Annotated in this window: 13 protein-coding genes; 7 read left to right on the top strand and 6 right to left on the bottom strand. The window is 62.9% G+C overall.

The window, feature by feature from the left end; genetic code table 11:
• Nucleotides 1-108 precede the first annotated feature (108 nt).
• A complete protein-coding gene (locus tag CQ12_RS06270; RefSeq protein ID WP_057834475.1) occupies nucleotides 109-1047 on the bottom strand; it encodes a LysR family transcriptional regulator in 939 nt (312 codons plus the stop codon).
• 322 nt (nucleotides 1048-1369) lie between these two features.
• On the opposite strand from CQ12_RS06270, the gene CQ12_RS06265 reads away from it, so the two are divergent.
• Entirely contained in the window at nucleotides 1370-2338 is a 969-nt protein-coding gene (locus tag CQ12_RS06265) for a Bug family tripartite tricarboxylate transporter substrate binding protein (protein ID WP_063799684.1), read from the top strand.
• A gap of 138 nt (nucleotides 2339-2476) precedes the next feature.
• Complete coding sequence (locus CQ12_RS06260; protein WP_245309767.1) at nucleotides 2477-3232, top strand: class I SAM-dependent methyltransferase; 756 nt, start codon at nucleotides 2477-2479, stop codon at nucleotides 3230-3232.
• A gap of 285 nt (nucleotides 3233-3517) precedes the next feature.
• Here the strand turns inward: CQ12_RS06260 and CQ12_RS06250 are convergent, their stop codons facing one another.
• Nucleotides 3518-5893, bottom strand: a complete 2376-nt coding sequence (locus CQ12_RS06250) for a xanthine dehydrogenase family protein molybdopterin-binding subunit (protein ID WP_057834471.1) — start codon at nucleotides 5891-5893, stop codon at nucleotides 3518-3520.
• A 201-nt stretch (nucleotides 5894-6094) separates the two neighbouring features.
• Between CQ12_RS06250 and CQ12_RS06245 the strand changes: the two genes are divergently transcribed.
• The 3 genes from CQ12_RS06245 to CQ12_RS06235 all read left to right on the top strand — a co-directional run bounded on the left by CQ12_RS06245 (nucleotide 6095) and on the right by CQ12_RS06235 (nucleotide 8974).
• Complete coding sequence (locus CQ12_RS06245; RefSeq protein ID WP_083519150.1) at nucleotides 6095-7138, top strand: Ppx/GppA phosphatase family protein; 1044 nt, start codon at nucleotides 6095-6097, stop codon at nucleotides 7136-7138.
• Nucleotides 7139-7252: 114 nt separating this feature from the next.
• Entirely contained in the window at nucleotides 7253-7942 is a 690-nt protein-coding gene (locus CQ12_RS06240; protein ID WP_057834470.1) for an RlmE family RNA methyltransferase, read from the top strand.
• Nucleotides 7943-8152: 210 nt separating this feature from the next.
• Nucleotides 8153-8974: a Crp/Fnr family transcriptional regulator gene (locus CQ12_RS06235; RefSeq protein WP_157088030.1), complete on the top strand. Its 822-nt coding sequence runs from the start codon at nucleotides 8153-8155 to the stop codon at nucleotides 8972-8974.
• Between the two features lie 24 nt (nucleotides 8975-8998).
• Here CQ12_RS06235 and CQ12_RS06230 read toward each other — a convergent pair whose 3' ends face one another.
• The 4 genes from CQ12_RS06230 to CQ12_RS06215 all read right to left on the bottom strand — a co-directional run bounded on the left by CQ12_RS06230 (nucleotide 8999) and on the right by CQ12_RS06215 (nucleotide 14850).
• Complete coding sequence (locus CQ12_RS06230; RefSeq protein ID WP_057834468.1) at nucleotides 8999-9223, bottom strand: hypothetical protein; 225 nt, start codon at nucleotides 9221-9223, stop codon at nucleotides 8999-9001.
• Nucleotides 9224-9343: 120 nt separating this feature from the next.
• Nucleotides 9344-9745, bottom strand: coding sequence for a phasin family protein (locus CQ12_RS06225; RefSeq protein WP_063799685.1), 402 nt, complete (start codon nucleotides 9743-9745; stop codon nucleotides 9344-9346).
• Nucleotides 9746-10014: 269 nt separating this feature from the next.
• Entirely contained in the window at nucleotides 10015-13257 is a 3243-nt protein-coding gene (locus CQ12_RS06220; RefSeq protein ID WP_083519148.1) for a tetratricopeptide repeat protein, read from the bottom strand.
• Between the two features lie 117 nt (nucleotides 13258-13374).
• Complete coding sequence (locus CQ12_RS06215; RefSeq protein ID WP_057834465.1) at nucleotides 13375-14850, bottom strand: DHA2 family efflux MFS transporter permease subunit; 1476 nt, start codon at nucleotides 14848-14850, stop codon at nucleotides 13375-13377.
• Between the two features lie 141 nt (nucleotides 14851-14991).
• Here CQ12_RS06215 and CQ12_RS06210 point away from each other — a divergent pair, with 141 nt between their 5' ends.
• Nucleotides 14992-15240: a hypothetical protein gene (locus CQ12_RS06210; RefSeq protein ID WP_057834464.1), complete on the top strand. Its 249-nt coding sequence runs from the start codon at nucleotides 14992-14994 to the stop codon at nucleotides 15238-15240.
• Nucleotides 15241-15463: 223 nt separating this feature from the next.
• Nucleotides 15464-16954: an IMP dehydrogenase gene (gene guaB, locus CQ12_RS06205; RefSeq protein WP_057834463.1), complete on the top strand. Its 1491-nt coding sequence runs from the start codon at nucleotides 15464-15466 to the stop codon at nucleotides 16952-16954.
• The last annotated feature ends 224 nt before the right edge of the window (nucleotides 16955-17178 follow it).

Here is a 17178-nt window from a genome sequence, read left to right as displayed (position 1 = left end):
CCAATGCTGCAAGCCGTCAGAAAGTTCTTGCCAGGGCGCCGTCCACACGTGACCCATAGCGGGCCATGATGCGTGCTTCTTGAAGGCAGACCGCGAACTTGTCGGCGTTTAGCGCGCACGAAGATCCACGGAACGGTTGGCCTTGGTAGGCTTCATGATAGGCAAGACGGTGCGCATGTAGCGGGCCAAATGTTCGCAAAAAGTGAGGGCGTAAGGAGGAAGTGGACGACGCCTGTCCCACTGAATTGCAACGAGCTCTCGAATAGGTTTGCGACCATGCGCTACGCGAGCAACGCGTACGTCGTAGCGATCGGTTCGCTGAAGGGATGGGACGATCGCCACGCCTTGCCCAGCCTCTGCCAAGGCCAACAGCGTGTGCGATGCACGGCTCTCGAGCACAATTTTGGGATGGGCTCTTGCCAAGCGGCAAGCCGCGTCGAATAGGCGGCGGACGGAATAACCGGACGGCAACAGGAGAGGGTAGGAGACAAGCTGCCCGATCGTTATGACACCGGCTTTGCCGAGTTCGACGGATGCGGCACCGACAGCCAACACATACGCGGATTGTAGGACGCGAGTCTCGAATCGTGGATCAACACCTGGGTCAATTCTGATGCCGACATGAGCTTCACCGCGCTCGAGCAGGGTGGGCTGCTCAGGGCCAAGCGCCTCAGTCAACTCGACATGCACGTTCGGAAAGCTCTCGGCATATCGAGGTAGAAACCCGGATAGCACGCTCTCAATCGTGTGCGGCGGAGCCAAAACTTTCAGGACACCGCTGTCTCCGCGCCGAAGCACGTCTGCCCGCTCGCGCACGCCGTTGACGTCGGTTAGGACGCGGCGACAATCTACGAGGAGCTGCTCGCCTTGCGCGGTCAAAACCAAGCGCCGTCCTACACGATCAAAGAGACGGAGGTCGAGTTCTTGCTGAAGATCGCTGATTTGCCGCGACAGCGCAGGCTGCCCAATGCGCAGCTGCACCGCTGCTTTTGACACAGTGCCAAGCTCGGCAACGGCGACAAAGGTTTTCAGACGCCTGATGTCCATGGGTGCGATTCCTATTCCGTGGCGGCATGAGATGTTAGCACAATTATGCATTGGACGAACTATTTGCTCCGGCGGCAGAATTCACACACAGGCTTGGAATGACAGCTCGCGCGGGACATTGACTCTTTCTCGCTGAGCGATGCACTCCAGGCTTGAACCAACAGCGCAGGAGATGATCCTGACGAACGTCGCGCACCATCTCAGTTTGTGTTCTACAGCGACGGTTAAGCAATCAGCCGCCGTCTGGCCCTCGCTGCGCGGGGATGCCTCGATCTTTTCAACGTGCCGCCGAAGTTTAAATCCCAAGCGAAGGAGAGGGCCGATGCGCATAAAACTTCTTTTGCTGGTTAGCCTCACATGCGCCGCCGCTTTGGCGACGTCCGCGCAAGCGCGGTATCCCGAGCGGGCCATAAAGATCGTAGTCCCGCAAGCTCCCGGCAGCGCCACCGACAATGGCGCACGCATTCTGGCGCAGGAGCTGTCAAAGGAGCTTGGCCAATCCGTCATCATCGAGAACCGGCCCGGCGGTGCTTTCGTCATCGGCAATGATGCGGTCGCGAAGGCGCAGCCCGACGGCTACACGCTGCTGTTTGCCAGTATCGGTGCGTTCGCGATCGCGCCGCACATGGTCGCCAAGCTACCCTACGATATCGAGCGCGATTTCCAGCCCATCGCACTGGTCACGACAGGGCATCTCCTGCTTGCGGTCGCTCCCTCGCTGCCGATCCACAGTGTCACCGAACTAATCGAGTACGCCAAGAAAGCCCCCGGCAAACTTTCGAACGCGTCATCCGGCAGCGGCTCGCCCGGCCATGTTAGCGGCGAGCTGTTCAAGTTCATGAGCGGCAGCGAGATCGTGCACGTGCCCTATAAGGGCGGCACCGCCGCCATCACCGATCTCATTGCCGGACGCGTCGATCTCATGTTCGAGAGTCTCACGTCCATCGCGCCGCATGCCAGGCAGAAAGCCATCCGGGCATTGGGCGTCAGCGGCGCGAGGCGGTCGGTCGGCTTTCCTGACCTGCCGACAATCTCTGAGGCCGGCGTTCCAGGTTATGACGCGCTGATATGGTTTGGCGTCGCGGCGCCAGCCGGCACGCCTCGCCCGATCGTCGATAAGCTCAACGCCGCCATCAACCGCGCAATCCAATCTGACTTCTTCAAGGCGCGCTATGAGCAAATCGGCGATGAGCCGGCCGGCGGGACACCAGAGGAGTTCGCGGCCCTCATCAAGAAGGAATCGGCGAAATGGGCCGATGTCGTGAAGCGCTCCGGCGCGAAACTGGAGTAGGCCCTCATCGCCAAAGCGGCCCCCATTGAAGAAGTTGGACGATGCGGACTGCCAACTGGGCAGTCCGCTGAACTACGAAAGCGGTGAGCAATGCCCTCGAACTTTGAGACCCGCGGTGCAGCGGCTTACGACTCTTACATGGGACGGTGGAGCAAACGACTTGCTTCAGGCTTTCTTGAGTTCACGGGGCTCGTCGAGGGGGCGGCGGTTCTGGACGTGGGCTGTGGAACCGGAAGCCTGACCTTCGAAATTGCCGACCGGCGCATGGCCGCATCAATCGATGCTTTGGACTACGAACCCGAATTCGTGGAGGCGGTAAACTCCCGAAAGGGGACCGCATCGATTAATGTACGACGGGGCGATGCGATGGCTTTGCCATACGCGTCGGCTCAATTCGACATGGCCTTGTCCCTTCTGGTCCTTCACTTCGTGCCAGACGCGGCCAGGGCCATTTCTGAGATGGTTCGCGTAGTGAAGCCGGGCGGCGTCGTCGCCGCAGCGGTTTGGGATACTTTCGGAGGAATGCCAAGCCGGCGAATGTTCTGGGACACGGTTGCAGCGATCCATCCGCCGGCGGAGCAGCGGAGGTCCGCTCTATTGATCCGTCCGATGACACAGCCCAATGAGCTGCAGACCGCTTTCCAACATGCCGGCCTCTCGAATGTGACTTCGACACTTTTGACTATCCGGACGGATTTCGAGAGCTTTGAAGATTTTTGGCTCCCTGCTGTTTTCGGCCAGGGGACCCAAAGTGAGTTCCTGGCTGGTCTGCCTGAGCCGACACAGCAGCAGATCGAGTCAAGCGTCAGGACCGCCTATCTGGCTGGCCTTCCGGATGGCCCGCGCAGTTTTGCAAGTAGTGCCTGGGCGGTTCGAGGAATGGTGAAGCTATGACAAACCTGGTGAACGACCGACCAGCCACCTTTTTAGGCTGTCCCACGCGAGGTGTGACCCGCTGGCCGCGGCCTGTCCATTGTCAGATACGCCGGGCCCGTTGGTCCAGTGCACGCGCGGGTTCGAGCGATGACGCACTCGCCGAAAAATATGCCAAGGTCGAAAATCACATTCAAACCTCGCAAATTGTCCTCCCACGGCTTCAAACAGCGGAAGAAGATTTGCATCGTTTCGAAGTGGCTCATAGACTGGATGACAGCAATGGGGTGGTTGGCAGTGCGGCTCTCAAGCCGCCGCCTTCGCCTTCGCATCCTGAATCGCGCGCCACACCCGTTCCGGCGTCAGCGGCATGTCGATGTGCGTGATGCCGTATTCCGACAGCGCATCTACCACCGCATTGACGATGCAGACGAGGCTGCCGGCGCAGCCGGCTTCGCCGCAGCCTTTGGTGCCGAGCGGATTTGATTTCGCCGGCGAGGGGTGGTCGCCGATCTCCATCGGCGGGATGTCTTCCGCCCGCGGCAGGGCATAGTCCATGAACGAGCCGGTGATCGGCTGACCGCTGGCGTCGTAGCTGACCTGCTCCATCAGCGACTGGCCGATGCCCTGCGCCACGCCGCCATGCAACTGGCCGGCGACGATCATCGGATTGACCACGGTGCCGAAATCATTGACCGCGAAATAGCGCACGATGGCCACGACGCCGGTTTCAGGGTCGATCTCGACTTCCGCGACATGGCAGCCATTGGGGAAGGTGGACGGCGTGTCCTTGGTGGCGTGGTCGACGTCGAGCGACAGCGGCACGCCTTCGGGCATCTTGCCCTCGCGCACGCGCTGCGCCAGCTCCATGATGCCGATCGAGCGATCGGTGCCGGCGATGGTGAAGCGGCCATTGCCGAATTCGATATCGCCTTCGGACGCTTCCATCAGATGCGCGGCGGCCTGCTTGCCCTTTTCGACCACGAGCGCGGAGGCTTCCACGATCGCCTGGCCGGTCGCCGTGATCGAGCGCGAGCCGCCGGTGCCGTTGCCGAAGCGGACGAGATCGCTGTCGTTCTGCTCGATCGTGATCTTCTCGAAGGGCACCCCGAGCTGCGCCGACAGCACCTGCGCGAACGGCGTGGCGTGGCCCTGGCCGTAATCGAGCGTGCCGGTCGTGAGCTTCACCGAACCATCCGGCTCGAAGGTGATCTTGCCGAGTTCGCCGCTCGGCGGCGCGGTCACTTCGAGATAGGAGCCGACGGCGATGCCGCGCAGCTTGCCGCTCTTCTTGCTCTCCTTCTTGCGCTTGGCAAAATTGGCGTGGTCGGAAATCTCGAGCGCCTTGTTGAAGACGCCGGCGAAATCGCCGCTGTCATAGGTGACGCCGCTTGCCGCCGCGAACGGCAGTTGCGCCGGCTTGATGAAGTTGCGCTTGCGCAGCGTCAGGCGGTTGATGCCCATCTCGTCGGCGGCGCGGTCGATCAGCCGCTCCATGTAATAGTTGGCCTCGGGCCGGCCCGCGCCGCGATAGGCGCCCATCAGCGTGGTGTTGGTCAAGACCGTCTTGATGTCGACGCCGAGCAGCGGCGTGCGATAGACGCTCGCCAGGTTCTTGCCGGTGTTGAGCGACAGCGGCCCCGGCGCGACGCCGGTGATGTAAGCGCCGAGATTGCCGTAACCTTCGAGGCGCACCGCGAGGAACTTGCCCTCGGCGTCCAGCGCCAGTTCGGCATGAATCAGCTGCGCGCGACCATGGCTGTCGGAGAGGAAGCTGGTCGAGCGTTCGTCGGTCCACTTCACCGGACGACCCAGCGCCTTCGCCGCATGCAGGATGCAGGTGTATTCGGGATAGCTGACGTTCTTCATGCCAAAGGAGCCGCCGACATTGGCGGTGAGGATGCGAACCTTGTCGTTCGGCACGTTGAGGATTTTTGCCAGCGTCACCTTGTTGCCGGAGACGCCCTGCGTCGGCACCTGCAGCGTGAAACGCTCGGCGGCCTTGTCGTAGGCGGCCAGCGCCACCCGGGGCTCCATCGACACCACGGCAACCCGGGTGTTGACGATATCGAGTTTTGTGACGTGCGCAGCAGCAGCGAATGCCGCCTCGATCTTTGCGCTGTCGCCATAGTGATAATCCAGCGCGACATTGTTCGGGATGTGATCGTAAAGCTGCGGCGCGCCGGGCTTTGCCGCTTCCGCCGCATCGGTCACCGCCGGCAGCGGCTCGATGTCGAGCTCGACGGCTTCCGCCGCATCGCGCGCCTGCGCCAGCGTTTCGGCGACCACGAAGGCGATGGGATCGCCGACGAAGCGCACCTTGTCGGTTGCCAGCGCCGGACGGTTGGTCTGCAACAGCGGCGAGCCGTCGCGGCTCTTCAGCGGCAGGCCGCAGGTGAAGGGGGCGTAGCCGGCGGCTTCGAGGTCCTTGCCGGTCCAGACGCCGAGCACGCCCGGCATCGCCCTGGCGGCGGCGGTGTCGATCCCCTTGATGATTCCGTGGGCATGGCTGGAACGCACCATCCAGCAATAGGCCTGGCCGGGCAGGGTGAAATCGTCAGTGTATTTGCCGCGCCCGCGTACCAGCGTGTCGTCTTCCTTGCGGCGCACCGGCTGTCCCACGCCGTATTTTTGCAGTGCGATAGCGTTGTCCAGGGAGGAGGCCGACGTGTGATCTTGCATCGAAAAACACCTGAAATGCTTGGGATTTTCTTGGATTTTATGGGTTCCCGCTCAGATAACGCACCGTAACATTCCGGACAACGCCTGATTGGGCATAGTCCTATGTGATGGGTTGTTGCGTACCCCCTTGGCGCTGCTAAAGTTTCCGTGAACGGTAATTTTTCTCGGCGGCCGGAAGCGGCCCGCGGAAAGACAGTTTTGATGAATGAGGATACGCGGCTGCGCGAAGGCCTTCAGGCCGGCGCCAGCCCGTCAGGGTCGGCTGCGGCGGCATCGGCAAACGGTGTCTATGCCGCGCTTGACCTCGGCACGAACAATTGCCGGCTTTTGATCGCCAGCCCGCTCGGCGACAGTTTTCGCGTGGTGGATTCGTTTTCGCGGATCATCCGGCTCGGCGAGGGCATTTCCGCAACCGGTTCCATCAGCGAGGCCGCGATCGAGCGCGCCATCGCGGCGCTCAGCATCTGCAGCGACAAGATCCGCTACCGGAAGGCCAAGCGCCTGCGGCTGATCGCAACCGAGGCCTGCCGTGCAGCCGCCAATGCCGACAGCTTTCGCGCCCGCGTCGCCAGCGAGACCGGCATCCGCCTCGAGGTGATCGATCGCGAGACCGAGGCGACGCTGGCCGTGATCGGCTGCTCGCCGCTGCTCGATCCAAGGGGGCGGGGCGCGATCCTGTTCGACATCGGCGGCGGCTCGACCGAACTGGTTCGGATCGAGCGCGATCCGGACCAGCAGAATGCGCCGCCGCGGATCAAGGCGTGGATGTCGGTCCCGCTCGGCGTCGTCACGCTGGCCGAGCATTTCGGCGGGCGCGACGTAACGGAGGATACCTACGCGCAGATGGTGCGCGAGGTCGCGCAATATGTGGCGCCGTTCGCGGCCGAGCACGGCACGGATTTGCGCGACATGCACATGCTGGGCACCTCGGGCACCGTGACGACGCTGGCCGGCGTCCACCTCAATCTGGCGCGCTACGACCGCCGCCGCATCGACGGCATCTGGATGAATGGTTCTGACGTCACGGCCGTGATCCAGCGGCTGCTCGGCATGAGCTATCAGCAGCGCGCCGACAATAATTGCATCAGCGTCGAGCGCGCCGATCTGGTGCTGGCCGGCTGCGCCATCCTCGATGCGATCCGCGATGTCTTTCCGCTGCCGCGGCTGCGCGTCGCCGACCGGGGCCTGCGGGAGGGGATGCTGGTCGAGATGATGCGCGAGGACGGCGCGTTGAACATAAGCTAAACGTCATTCCGGGATGCGCGAAGCGCAGGCCCGGAATCTCGAGATTCTCAGGTGCGCTATTGCGCACCGTAGTTCGCATCTTCGATGCGCCCCGGAATGACGATGGGAATTGGTATGGCAAAAGACACCACCGGGCGCCTCCACGTCACGGTCAAGACCGGAGGCAAGCGCAAGCTGTCGTCAAAGCTCTGGCTGGAGCGTCAACTCAACGATCCCTATGTGGCGAAAGCCAAGCGGGACGGCTATCGCTCGCGCGCGGCCTACAAGCTGATCGAGATCGATGACAAATACCGCCTGCTCAAGCCAGGGCTGGCGGTGGTCGACCTCGGCGCCGCGCCCGGTGGCTGGAGCCAGATCGCGGCCAGGCGCGTCGGCGCGGTCGCCGGCAAGGGCAAGGTGATCGCAATCGATCTCCTTGAGATGCCGGAAATCCCCGGCGTCGAGTTCGCGCAGCTCGATTTCCTGGCGGAGGACGCGCCGGAGAAACTGATCGCGATGATGGGCGGCCGCGCCGATGTCGTGATGTCCGACATGGCGGCCAACACCACCGGCCATCGCAAGACGGACCAATTGCGCATAATCGGTCTCGTCGAGACGGCAGCGGCATTTGCCGCCGACGTGCTCAATCCCGGCGGAACGTTTCTGGCAAAGGTATTTCAGAGCGGCGCCGATGCCGAACTGGTCGTGCAGTTGAAGCGCGATTTCTCCAGCGTGCGCCACGTCAAGCCGGCGTCGAGCCGCCAGGATTCCTCCGAGCGCTACGTGCTGGCGATGGGATTTCGCGGACACCGTAATCAGCCCTAGGTATAATCTCACCACTTCACGATCGGGCGTCGTCTTTCCGATTGCGGCGTGAGCGCCGGCGGGCGCCGGGCCTTCCCACGAATCCTGTTGGAACTTCGACCGGAAGGGCGTATTTCTTTGTTCAGGCGCGGTCTGTTCATCCGCATGCAGCCCTGACGCCACGGGAATTTCTGCAGCGAGCCGCGCGTCCGTCTGGGAAGGAGTATTCCCGTGATGGAGCATAGGGCCAGAGTTGGTAATCGACTGTTAGCTGCGTTGCCGACAGCAGACCTCGATTTGCTTGTGCGTCATTTCCGAATGGTTTCGCTTGAGCGGGACAGCGTGCTGGTGCGGTCGGGCGATCCGATCGGGCGGATTTATTTCCCGCTTACCGGCCTGATCGCCTTCGTCATGGACATGCCGAACGGGCAGACGGTCGCGACCGCCGTCGTCGGCAATGAGGGCGCGGTCGGCGTCCTGACGGCGCTCGGGCCGACCCGCTCTCCGATGACGGCGGTGGTGCGGGTGGCGGGGACGGCGCTGCAGATTTCGCCGGCGCAGTTTCAGGCGGCGCTTGAACGCAGCGATGCCTTGAGGGGGGCGGTTCAAACCCACACCAGGGCGCTGATGGCGCAATTCCAGCACGTCGCGGCCTGCAATGCGCTGCACTCGGTAACGGCCCGGCTGGCGAACTGGTTGCTGCAGGTCCACGATCGGGCCGGAGGCAATACGCTGCCGCTGACGCAAGACACGCTAGCGGAATTGCTCGGCGTGCGCCGCCCCACGGTGACGCATATCGTCGGCAAGCTGCGCGACGCGGGTGGAATCCGGTCCAATCGGCGGGGGTCGATCGAGATCGACAGGCCGCAGCTCGAGGCGGCGACATGCGAGTGCTATCAGCTCATGCGCAGCAGGATCGATCGGATCGTCCAGACGGTGGAGACGAAGCCGCTGCCGCCTGAGGCCGATCTTCCTGTGTTTGCCAACGTGCACGAAGCGCGGCGGCGCTCGCCGGCGCGCGGAGTGGCCGGGCAACGGCCGCGGCAGCATTGACTGGATTGAAAGCCCGCAGCGGCGCTATGCCGGTTGCAGGGCGAATGCGGCGCGGGGGGACATGCGCCATTCCTCTTCCGGCTCGTGCACCCAGGCCTCCCGGGCAAACCATTCGTGATTGGTCTGGCAGATCGAGCAGAAGGTGCGGGCGAAAAACACCGGGCTGGACCGAAACCTGTCGCGTTCCGATTTCATCCCCGTCGGGATAGCGCGTCCGGTGCCGGGGCATTTGATCATGACCACGCCCATTGTGTTCCTCCGTTGCTGGATTTTTTGTGTCGACGGCAGTTCGCCATCGGCCGGAACGCGCCCTTCTCATGGGGCGCTTATTCCAGCCGATCCCGGCGGGCCGCAAAGTTCGATGATGATCTAGGCTGCCTTCTGCAGTGCGCTGGCAAAGCTCTTCTTGAGCGGATCGGCCGTTTCGGTCGCGATCTTGCGCGTAAGCTGCCAGAGTTCCCGGCTCTGCGCGGTCGTGGCTTCGAAGTTCTTGCAGCCCTGCGCAGCCGAGAGCTGCAGGATTTCCGAGGGCGATTTCAAGCCCAGCAGATGGCTGAGAAAATCAAAGGCCGAGCTGGTATTGGCGTTTGAAAACTCGATGAGTTTGGCGGCGTAGTCGGCCGCGCCCTTTGCATTGGCTGAATAAGCGTCCCGGAGCGCGTCATTGACTGCTCCCGAGGCCATCTTCGCCTTCTCGATGTTCTCCTTTGCCTTGGTCAGGTTTTGCTCCGCAAACCCGTTAAAAATGCCGGGCACTGCAAGGAATGACATGTCGGCTTTCGTATCTGCGTTCGTTTCCTTCGTGTTGGCTTGATTCACGCGTCTTCGTCCTTTCACTCAAAACTGCACTAAACGGAGGAATTCCCCATCGTGGCGGGGTGTCCCGACACGGAACAATCCCGCGCGGTGTTGAGCCGGATATGGCGGATGGCGGCGGATGCTTCCGTTCGCTTTCTGACGCTCAGGCCAGATTCTTTCGGTGGCGCAGGATGTTCCGGGGGCTGAGGAAATGCCGGCACGTTCGGATGAGGCTTGGCCGGCTACTTCGCCAGAAAGAAGAAATCCTCCCGGCCGGGCAGCGACCCGTAAGTGTACGGCTCCTGCCGTCCCGCCGTCGCTTCCATCACGTCGTCGCGTACCAGACGAAAAAGCTTGTTGATCTCGACATTGGGCGTCGCAATGCGCTGCGTGAACGCCACGGCAAAGGGACTGTTGCCGCCTTCGCCGTCGAGCGCGGTCTGTCCGTGTTTGGCCGCATAGACCACCAGCGTCGCGCCGGATACCTTGACCTCGGTAAGGCCGCGGCTGACCGATCGCGTGCGGGTGCTGCCGCTCCCCTTGGCGGCGGAGGCCAGCGGCTGCAGGGCGGCCGTCTTCTGCATCTGGGAGGCAAACGGGTTGTCACGGCAGGCATCGAGCAGGACCAGCCTCAGCTTCTTGGCGCCCTCAACCGCCGTCATGACCTGGTCCAGCGGCACCGCCTCGTACTGAATGTCGCGATCGACCGCGATCCTTGCCTCGACCGGGATCAGGTAATTGACGCCGCTGACCTCCATGCCGTGACCGGCATAATACACCATGGCCCAGTCGGCTTGTTCGGCATTGTTGGCGAATGTCTTCAGCGCATCGAGCAGGCGGCCGCGGTCGGAGTCGCCGACCAGCGTGACTTCCTCGAAGCCGACCGCGCGAAGCGAGGCTGCGATGGCTTCGGCATCGCGCTTCGGGTTGACCAGCGCAGGGACGTGCTTGTAGGCGGAGTTGCCGATCACCAGCGCGATCCGCCGGCCTTGCTTGGCGACAACGCTGGGTGCCACGGTCGGAACGACGGCGGCCGGCGTCGGGATCGAGGTTGCGGATGCCGCCTTGGAAGGGGCTGCGGGAATGGCCGGCTGCAGCGCGCCGGAGTCGAGCGCGGCGAGGCGGGCGCGGGCGGTTTCCAGGCTCGAATTGTTGATGTTGGCGCGTTCCTGCGATTTCGACGCGACGGCCGCCTTGAATGCCTCTTTCGCGCGCGTCGGGTCACCCATCTTCTCGTAGGTCAGGCCGACGCTGGTCAGGCCCGGAATGTCGTCGGGCGCGCGCTTGAGCAGACTGTCATAGGCGGCCAGCGCCGCCTTGAAGTCACCTTTGTAACGCAAGGCATCGCCGCGGTAGAGATAGCCAATCGCGTCGTTCGGATTGAGCTTGATCGACTGGTCGATATCTTTCAGCGCGCGGACCAGATCGCCTTTCTTGCGCCACAGGTCGCCGCGGGCGGAGAGTGTCCTGTGCGCCTTGGGGTTGAGGCGAACGGCCTCGTCGTAATCGGCCATCGCGCGATCGTATTCGCCGATCTCGGACAAGATGAAACCGCGGCCGGCATAGCTGGACGAGAGGGTCGGATCGAGCGCGAGCGCTTCGCCATAAAGGGCGAGCGCGCGATCTATTTCGCCCTTCTCGTGATGAACGTCGGCCAGCGACGTCAGGAAGTTGGGGTTGTTCGGTTGCAGGCGGAGCGCTTCCTTGATTTCCGTCATGGCACGATCGACCTGACGGCGGGTTCTCCACACCTGCGAGCGTGCATCGTAGGCGCTGGCATATCGCGGATTGAGGCCGATCGCCTTGTCGTAATCCAGCATCGCGCGATCGTAGTCGCTCTTGTCTCTCCAGAGGTCACCGCGGCTCGCATATCGGCTCGGCGAATTCGGCTCGAGACGGATCGCCTCGTTGTAATCGGCCAGCGCCCGGTCCCATTCGCCGCTATTCCTGAAAAAATTTGCGCGCGCGCCATACCGGTCCGCGCTTTTGGGTTCGCGATTGACGGCTTCGTTGTGATCGGCGAGGGCGCGCGCGCGGTCGCCCTTGTTCTCCCAGGCATTGGCGCGGGTGCCGTAAGCGCTGGGATTCTTGGGATCCAGCGATATCGCCTTGGCGACGTCGGCAATGGCGCGATCGTACTGGCCGTAGTTGTTCAGCATGGCGCTGCGCTCGATATACCTGTCGGCGCTGGTCGGCTCCATTCGGATGGACTCATCGAGATCAGCGAGTGCGCGCGCGTAATCGCCCTTCCGTTCCCATGCCTGGCCGCGAGCGGAATAGGACCCCGAATATTTCGGATCGAGGCGGATGGCTTCCGTGAAATCGGCGATGGCAAGGTCATTCTCGAACTTGCTGCCATAGGAAATGCCACGGCCGTGAAATGCCGTGTCGGAGTTCTTGTCGAGGTTGATCGCCTTGCTGTAGTCGGCGATTGCCCTGTCGTGTTCGGCCTTGCTCTCGAGGGCGTTGCCGCGGGCGACGTAATGGCTCGCAGAATCCGGTTCGAGCCGAATGGCGACATCGTAGTCCGCGATGGCGCGGTCGTAATCTCCCTTGCCGCTCCAGGCGTTGCCGCGGCCCTTGAAGGCCTCCACACTTTTGGGATCGAGCTTGATGGCCGCGTCAAAATCCATGATGGCGCGATCATGGTTTTTCTTGTTGTTCCAGGTGTCGCCGCGCAGCCTGATGTTGTCGGCCTCGTCAGGCTTCAGCCGGATGACGACATCATAGTCGGCGATGGCCCGATCGTGCTCGCCCTTGTTGTTCAGGGCCACGCCGCGATTGCGCATGGCATCGATATATTTGGGATCGAGGCGAAGCGCTGCGTCGTAATCGGCAATGGCGCGATCGTGATCGTCCTTGGCTTCGTAAACATTGCCGCGGCTGTTGTAGAAGGTCTTGATCTTCGAATCGAGGCGGATGGCTTCGCTGTAGTCGGCGATGGCGCGATCGTAATCCTTCTTGCCGTAGTAGGCGTCGGCCCGGCCGCTAAAGCCGTAGGCCTCGTTGGGGTCGAGCTTGATCGACTGGGTATAATCGGCGATCGCCTTGTCGTGCTCTTTCTTGTAGTCCCAGCAATCGGCGCGACCGCGCCAGGATGCCGCGTGGGCAGGATCCAGCTTGATCGCCTGGCCGAAGTCGGCGATGGCCTTGTCATATTGCTCCCTGGATAGCCACAGGTGCGCCCGGTTGTGCCAGGGATAGCGCTGTTTCGGGTCGATGCGGATCGCCTGTGCGTAGTCCGCCAGCGCCTTGTCGAACTCGCCCTTGTTCTTCCACGCAATGCCCCGCTTGTTGTAGGCCGACGCAATCGACCGGGTAGATAGTTCGCGCGCATTGATCAGGCGGGTGCAGCCGGTGATCCTGAGATCGTCGCTCTCATCTTGATCGCAATCGCTGATGTCTTTCTGATTGGCAGCGAAGGCGGGCCCGGTAAGCGTGCCGGAAGCCATGAGAATAAGTGCAATAAAAAAGACGGCTCGCATCGTTCTTACCGAAATACCGGTGCAAGAAAATCGGGCGTAGCGCTAAGGGGTTTACCGAATTTTCCCGGCAAGAACGAGTACCCAAAATGATAGGGGCCGGCGCCTCGCGCCGGCGCGTCAGCCCAGCCGCTGATCGCGCGCGTCCTCGGTGCCTTCGCTGGCAGCCTTGGTCGCTGCCTTGGCCGCTCCCTTGCGGCTGGAAATCTCGGTCACCTTGCGGCCCGAGATTTCGTGGCCGGCGTCGTCGGGCATCTGCCAAAAGAAGTACGCTGACACTGCCGAGATGATCGCGACCACGAGGAATGCGGGCGGGAATACGTCGGCGCTCAACTCGGTGACGTGCCGGTAAAGCATGGTCGATTCCACCGAGAACGCGCCGACGGCGACGCCGGCCGAAATCGCCAGTTGCTGGTTGACGCTGACCAGCGTGGTGGCGCGGCTCATCTGCGGCGGTTCGACTTCTGCATAAGCGACCGTGTTGATCGCGGTGAATTGCAGCGAGCGGAAGAAGCCGCCGACGACCAGGATGATGAAGATCAGCAGCAGCGGCGTCGTCACCGTGAACAGCGCGCAGGCCGCGAGAAAGACCGCGCTGATGACGGCGTTGACCGTCATCATGTAGCGGAAGCCGAAGGCGCGGATGATGCGGGCGGCCAGCGTCTTCATCCCCATCGCGCCGACCGCCGAGGCAAACGTCACGAGGCCGGACTGGAACGGCGTCAGCCCAAAGCCTTCCTGCATCAGAAGCGGCAGCAGGAACGGCAGCGCGCCGATGCCGAGCCGGAACAGGAAGCCGCCGATGATGCTGGCGCGCATGGTGGAGAGCCGCAGCAGCGAGAAATCCAGCACTGGCGATCCCGTCCGCTTCGCATGCATGACGTACAGCGTCATCGAGATCGTGCCGACCGCGACGAGGCCGGCGACGACAGGCCATGGTAGGAGGTTGAGCCCGGCGACCGAGAGGCCGAAAGCGATGCCGGCAAGCCCGATGCCGGCCAGCACCAGCCCGTAGAGATCGAAGCGCTCGGGATCCTCGCTCTTGATCGGGTCGATGTATTTCATCGCCATGAAGATGCCGAGCAGCCCGATCGGGATGTTGATCAGGAAGATCCAGTGCCAGGAGAAATAGGTTGTGATGAAGCCACCGAGCGGCGGGCCGATCACGGGGCCTATGAGCGCCGGCACGGTCACCCATGTCATCGCATTAACCAGCGCGCTCTTGTCGATCGAGCGCAACAGCACCAGCCGCCCGACCGGCGTCATCATCGCCCCGCCCATGCCCTGCAGGATGCGGGCGATGACGAAATGGGTCACGTTCTGCGACAGCGCGCAGCCGATCGATCCGATCATGAACACGCCGATCGCGATCGAGAACACCATGCGCGCGCCGAAGCGGTCGGCGGTCCAGCCGCTGGCCGGAATGAACACGGCGAGCGACAGCAGATAGGAGGTGATGGCAAGCTTCAGCGTCAGCGGGCTGGTGCCGATATCGGCCGCGATCGCCGGCAGCGAGGTCGCAATGACCGTCGAGTCCATGTTCTCCATGAACAGGGCGGTGGCGACGATCAGCGGGATCAGGCGTTGCTTGTCCATCGTATCAGGGGGATTCGGAAAAGAGAGGCAGGCGAGGGCGCTGTATCATCCCCCTGTGGCACAAGCCATTGCGGATCCGGGCAAACCACCTAAATCCTGCGTGACGCTGGTATGCACTCGCCAGACGCCGGAGGTCCTGAAATGATCTACGTTCTCGCCGCCTTGTTGCCGCCGCTCGGCCTGCTCCTGAACGGGCAGCCGTTTTCGGCGATCTTCAACCTGGTCCTGATCGTGTTCTGCCTGATTTTCGGGCTGATTTTCCACGTCCTGCTGCTGGTGCCCTCGGCGCATGCCCTGATCGCGGTCCACATGAAGCGGGAGGACCGCCGGCATCGCGAGGTGGTGGAGGCGATCCGCCAGCACGGCCCGCCGCCGGGCTATCGGCCCTGAAAGCCGCGCCTAAACCCTTGCGCTAAGCCCTTGGGATTGCGGCGTTTCCCGAAAAGCCTGTGCATCGCAGTCAAACGCTTTGATTCGGCGTGCTGCCATGCTATCGACCACCGTCAACCCCACCGATGGGCTCCGATTCGACGGCGATGCCGGTAGCATCGCCGAGGGCGGCGTTCATCCATAAGAACTGATCGCGGCGAAGTGCCGCCGAAAGGAGTTGGCAATGGCGCAGGGACTTCAGGCTATCCGTGAAGCCTTCACGTTCGACGATGTGCTTCTCAAGCCCGGTCTCTCGGATATCCTGCCCTCCGAGGCCGATATCCGCTCCCATGTCACCCGCGCGATTCCGCTGAACATTCCGATCATCGCGTCCGCGATGGACACGGTCACCGAAGCGCGCATGGCGATCGCGATGGCACAGGCCGGCGGCATCGGCGTCATCCACCGCAATTTCGATCCCGAAGGGCAGGCCGCCCAGGTGCGGCAGGTCAAGAAGTACGAATCCGGCATGGTGGTCAATCCGCTGACCATCGGCCCCGACGCGATGCTGTCGGACGCGCTGGCGCTGATGAAGGATCACGGCTTTTCCGGCATTCCCGTCGTTACCGGCGCCGGTAAGAATTCGCCGGGCAAGCTGATCGGCATTCTCACCAACCGCGACGTCCGTTTCGCCACCGACCCGAAGCAGAAAGTTTCGGAACTGATGACGCATGAAAACCTCGTCACGGTGCGCGAAGGCGTCGGCCAGGACGAGGCGAAGCGGATGCTGCACAAGCACCGCATCGAAAAGCTTCTGGTCGTCGACGACCAGTATCGCTGCGTCGGCCTGATCACCGTCAAGGACATGGAAAAGGCGGTTGCGCATCCGCTCGCCTGCAAGGACTCGCAGGGCCGCTTGCGGGTGGCGGCGGCGACCACGGTCGGCGAGGGCGGCTTCGAGCGCACCGAGCGGCTGATCGATGCCGGCGTCGATCTCGTCGTGGTCGACACCGCGCACGGCCATTCCTCCCGCGTGCTGGAAGCGGTCAACCGCATCAAGCGGCTCTCCAACGCCGTGCAGGTGATCGCCGGCAATATCGCCACGAAAGAGGGCGCGCAGGCGCTGATCGACGCGGGCGCGGATGCGATCAAGGTCGGCATCGGCCCGGGCTCGATCTGCACCACGCGCATCGTCGCCGGCGTCGGCGTGCCGCAGCTCACCGCGATCATGGATGCGGTGGAGGCTGCCAAGAAGGCAAACGTGTCCGTCATCGCCGACGGCGGCATCAAATATTCCGGCGATCTGGCGAAGGCGCTGGCCGCCGGCGCCGACATCGCCATGGTCGGTTCGCTGCTGGCCGGCACCGACGAGACGCCGGGCGAAGTGTTTTTGTGGCAGGGCCGTTCCTACAAGGCCTATCGCGGCATGGGTTCGGTCGGCGCGATGGCGCGCGGCTCGGCCGACCGCTACTTCCAGCAGGACATCAAGGACACGCTCAAGCTGGTGCCCGAGGGCATCGAGGGGCAGGTGCCGTATAAAGGCCCGGTCGGCAACGTCATGCACCAGCTCGCCGGCGGCCTGCGCGCCGCGATGGGCTATGTCGGCGCCCGCAACCTCGCCGAATTCCACGAGAAGGCCCAGTTCGTCCGCATCACCGGCGCCGGCCTGCGCGAAAGCCACGTCCACGACGTGACGATTACGCGTGAAAGCCCGAACTATCCGGGCGGGGTGTAGGCGACAATACACGACGTCATTCCGGGGCGCGAAGCGAACCCGGAATCTCGAGATTCCGGGTTCGATGCTTCGCATCGCCCCGGAATGACTGCGCTTTGAGCAGGAACGCGGCACTCTCCACCGTCATTGCGAGCGCAGCGAAGCAATCCATTTCACGGCTTGCGGAGCTGTGGATTGCTTGGCTACGCTCGCAATGACGAGTTTCAACAACAATAACATCCGGA

Source organism: Bradyrhizobium jicamae, from assembly GCF_001440395.1.
Taxonomy (GTDB): Bacteria; Pseudomonadota; Alphaproteobacteria; order Rhizobiales; family Xanthobacteraceae; genus Bradyrhizobium; species Bradyrhizobium jicamae.
This window is presented reverse-complemented; position numbering and strand designations above follow the sequence as displayed.